The 3,090-nt window shown below is 73.1% G+C and carries 4 protein-coding genes; 1 reads left to right on the forward strand and 3 read right to left on the reverse strand.

The annotated features are described in order from the left end of the window. Nucleotides 1-442: ABC transporter ATP-binding protein (locus ABZ896_RS52400; RefSeq protein ID WP_360946521.1), on the forward strand; the 442-nt coding region annotated here is incomplete at its 5' end. On the opposite strand, the gene ABZ896_RS52405 is transcribed toward ABZ896_RS52400, so the two are convergent. The 3 genes from ABZ896_RS52405 to ABZ896_RS52415 form a co-directional block, all read right to left on the reverse strand. Continuing rightward, the gene (locus tag ABZ896_RS52405) at nucleotides 439-1,167 is read right to left on the reverse strand and encodes a methyltransferase domain-containing protein (protein ID WP_360946523.1); all 729 of its coding nucleotides are present in this window, start codon (nucleotides 1,165-1,167) and stop codon (nucleotides 439-441) included. The genes ABZ896_RS52400 and ABZ896_RS52405 overlap by 4 nt on opposite strands. 73 nt (nucleotides 1,168-1,240) lie before the next feature. After that, nucleotides 1,241-2,530, reverse strand: coding sequence for an MFS transporter (locus tag ABZ896_RS52410; RefSeq protein ID WP_360946525.1), 1,290 nt, complete (start codon nucleotides 2,528-2,530; stop codon nucleotides 1,241-1,243). Nucleotides 2,531-2,675: 145 nt separating this feature from the next. Beyond that, nucleotides 2,676-3,090, reverse strand: a 415-nt coding sequence (locus ABZ896_RS52415) for an oligopeptide/dipeptide ABC transporter ATP-binding protein (protein WP_360946527.1), incomplete at its 5' end; no start/stop codon positions are given.

A 3,090-nucleotide genomic window follows, 5' to 3' on the forward strand; every position in this document is an offset into this window, starting at 1 on the left:
GTTCCTGTTCATCGCCCACGACCTCGCTGTCGTACGGCACTTCTCGCAGCGCGTCGCGGTCATGTACCTCGGCAAGATCATCGAGGTCGGCGACCGGGACTCCATCTACACCCGCCCCCGGCACCCGTACACCCACGCCCTGCTGTCCGCCGTACCGGAAGTGAACCTGTCCGGCGACGACCAGGAGCGGCGGGAGCGGATCCGGCTGGCCGGTGACGTGCCCTCGCCGATCTCGCCGCCGTCCGGCTGCCGCTTCCGCACCCGGTGCTGGAAGGCGCAGGACAAGTGCGCGACGGAGGAGCCCCCGCTGGTCCAGATCTCCGGCAACCGCGAGGGCCACCTCACCGCCTGCCACTTCCCGGAGGACCCCACGATCGAGGCCCGCGACGAGGACATAGTCCTGGATCCGGCACTGGCGGCGCTGGAGGAGTCAGAGGACTAGACCGGAGCCGCCACGGTGATGATCTCCGGGCCGGTGGGGGTGCACGGCCCCCGCCGCCAGTCGCCGTAGCGTTCGACGACCCCGAGGCCCGCCTCGGCGAGGAGGCCGGAGAGGGTTCCGGGGTCGACGAAGCGGAGGGTGGAGCGGCTGACCTCGTGCAGCCGCCGCCCGACGAAGGTCTCGGTGAACGTCACCCGGTCACCCGCGGGCTCCTCGGTCTCCCGCCACACCCGTACGGTCCCGCCGTCCGGTCCGGTGACCTCCCGCACCCGGTCCGGCGTCCAGGTCTCCCACTCCCGGGCCGTCGGGTTCCGGGTCTCGAAGACGAACCGCCCGCGGTACCCGAGCGCCCCGCGCACCGCCTTCAGGGCGTCCCTCACCTCCTCGTCGCCGAGGAGCAGTTGGAAGACATGGCCGGTCATCACGACCAGGTCGAACTCGCCGTCCCACAGCTGGCTGCGCAGATCCCCGAGCACCCACTCGACCCGCGGTTCGCGCCGCCGGGCCCGCACCAGCATGGCCGCCGCCGGATCGAGTCCGGTCAGCCGCCCCCGGTGCCCCTCGGCCCGCGCCCGCCCGAGCAGCCGTCCGGTCCCGCACCCGACGTCCAGCACCGACTCGGCGCCCATGACGTAGCCGTGACAGAAGTCGTCGCCCGGCCCCCACGGATGGAGGGAGTCGTACAACGCGGCAAGCGATGGATCACCGAACGACCGATCGACCATCGCGGCAGTCTGCCACACGCGGACCGCCCCGGACGCGGGATCGGTCATCCAACAGGTAGGAGGCGTACGTGAGTTACGGCCCCGAGGAGTCGCTCGGCGCGGCGGCCCCCGCGGCGGACGGCGCCCGGGACGGCGCCACGGCATCGGAGCGCAGCGTCCGTACCTGCGGGGAGAGCAGGGCCGCCGCGGTGGCCAGGACGACCACGCCCGCGCAGCCCGCCAGCGCCGGCCCGGTGCCGACGGCGGCCGCCACGGGGCCGGCGACGAGCAGGCCGAGCGGGGCGAAGGCGAGCGAGCCGAACCAGTCGTAGGAGCTGACCCGGGACAGGACCTGTTCCGGGATCTCGCGCTGGATCGTGGTCGCCCACAGCACACCGAAGACGTCGCTCGCGACGCCGGCGCCGAACATGGCCGCGGCGATCAGCCACACCGGTGCCTCGGCGCCGAGCAGCGCGATCGGCACGGCGGCCGGGAACGTGCAGAGCACCGCCACCAGAAGGGGCCGGCGCACCCGTACCCGGGCGGCGAGGCCCGCCCCCGCGATGGTGCCCACGGCCTGCGCGGCCACGATCACCGACCAGCTGCGCGCGCCGCCGAGGTGCTGCTCGGCGGTGAGCGGGCCCAGGACCCCGACGTTGGCGTTGAGCGCGGCGACCACGACCGCGTACTGCGCGACCACGACCCACAGCCACTGCCGGGAGGCGAACTCCCGCCAGCCCTCGCGGAGATCGGCCCACCCCGACGACTTCCCGCGCGGACGCGGGGCCACCCGCAGCCGTGCGGTCAGCGCCGCGCTGACGACGAACGACGCGGCGTTGATCGCGAGCGCCCAGCCGGCGCCCACCAGCGCCACGGTCACCCCGGACAGCGCGAGGCCCAGCAGCAGCGAGCTGTTGGTGCCGACCCGCAGCATCCCGTTGGCCCGCTGCAGCCGGCCCGCGGGCACCACCGACGGCACCAGGCCGTCCATCGCCGGGGCGAACATCGCGGTGGCCGTGCCCGCCGCCACCGCGAACAGACACAGGGCCGTCAGCGGCGCGTGACCGGTGAGCACCATCGCGGCCAGCCCCGTGTACGAGGCGGCTCCCAGCAGATCGGCCAGGACCATCAGCCGCGACCGGGACATCCGGTCCGCGATGACCCCGCCCGCCAGGATGAACACCAGCTGCGGCAGGGCCTGGCAGGCCAGCACCAGCGACAGCCGGCCCGCACTGCTCCCGGGCAGTGAGAGCACCGCGAACGCGAGCGCCACCCGCGCGAATCCGTTGCCCAGGACGGAGACGATCCGCGCGCACATCAGCAGGACGAACTGCCCCTCGCGCCACAACGGCGGTGCGTCCGAAGAGTCCGAAGAGAGAGCCACGAGGGGGCACCCTACGCTCGACGGGTAAGGGCCCGTGCACCAGGTGCACGGGCCCTCGTTCCCCTGGAGCGGACGTTCATGGGCTCGGGTCAATGGGCCGGGAAAGTCCGTTCCGACAAGGGGGCGGCTGACGGAAAGGGGTGTGTCAGGCCGCCGCCTCGGGGCTCTTGGAGAGACGGGACGCCGGCGCGGCGTCGGCTGTCTCAGGGTAGTGACAGGCGGTCAGATGGCCGGGCTTGTTTCCCTCCACCTGCACCAGCGGGGGAGCCTCGGTGGCACACTTGTCGGTCGCCTTCCAGCAGCGGGTGCGGAAGCGGCAGCCGGAGGGCGGGTTGATCGGGGACGGGACGTCGCCCTGGAGCCGGATGCGCTCGCGGGCGGGGGTCTCGTCCACCGTCGCCTCGGGTACGGCGGACAGCAGGGCCCGGGTGTAGGGGTGGCGCGGGTTGCCGTACAGGTCGTCGCGGTCGGCGATCTCCACGATCCTACCGAGGTACATGACCGCTACACGCTGTGAGAAGTGCCGTACGACAGCGAGGTCGTGGGCGATGAAGACGAAG

This window comes from Streptomyces sp. NPDC047072 (genome assembly GCF_040643855.1).
Taxonomy (GTDB): domain Bacteria; phylum Actinomycetota; class Actinomycetes; order Streptomycetales; family Streptomycetaceae; genus Streptomyces.

Bases quoted from the DNA above. Each gene is read 5' to 3' on its own strand.
- ABZ896_RS52405 (WP_360946523.1), bottom strand. From the start codon at position 1,167: ATGGTCGATCGGTCGTTCGGTGATCCATCGCTTGCCGCGTTGTACGAC.